Raw genomic sequence first — 304 nt, forward strand, 5'->3', positions numbered from 1 at the left:
GTTTCTAATTGACTACAAAGTTGAGTAAGAGAGGTAGTAGCGATTTGTTGATTTAACCATACACACAAAGATAAGAAATGGTGCCCGTGGCACTTGCGTTTTCGTTTCATTCCGCCTGCTTTTATAGCTAATTGATTAAGTGTAGCGGGAGACATATATCGATATAGCTCTTCGGCAAATAAAGATAACTCTTGTTTTTGATGCATATTCATAAAAAGCACGTCACCCTTTCTCATTAACATAAGAAAATAGTAACGTGCTTTTAACTTCAAAAATAGTCTAAATCCTTAAGTTGATGGATGTG

1 pseudogene is annotated in these 304 nt (G+C 35.2%); it reads right to left on the minus strand.

The window, feature by feature from the left end:
• Positions 1-212: pseudogene (locus Q3V31_RS30850) on the minus strand (IS4 family transposase); the annotation flags it as partial.
• Between the last annotated feature and the right edge of the window lie 92 nt (positions 213-304).

It is taken from the genome of Bacillus nitratireducens (assembly GCF_036320425.1).
Lineage (GTDB): Bacteria > Bacillota > Bacilli > Bacillales > Bacillaceae_G > Bacillus_A > Bacillus_A nitratireducens.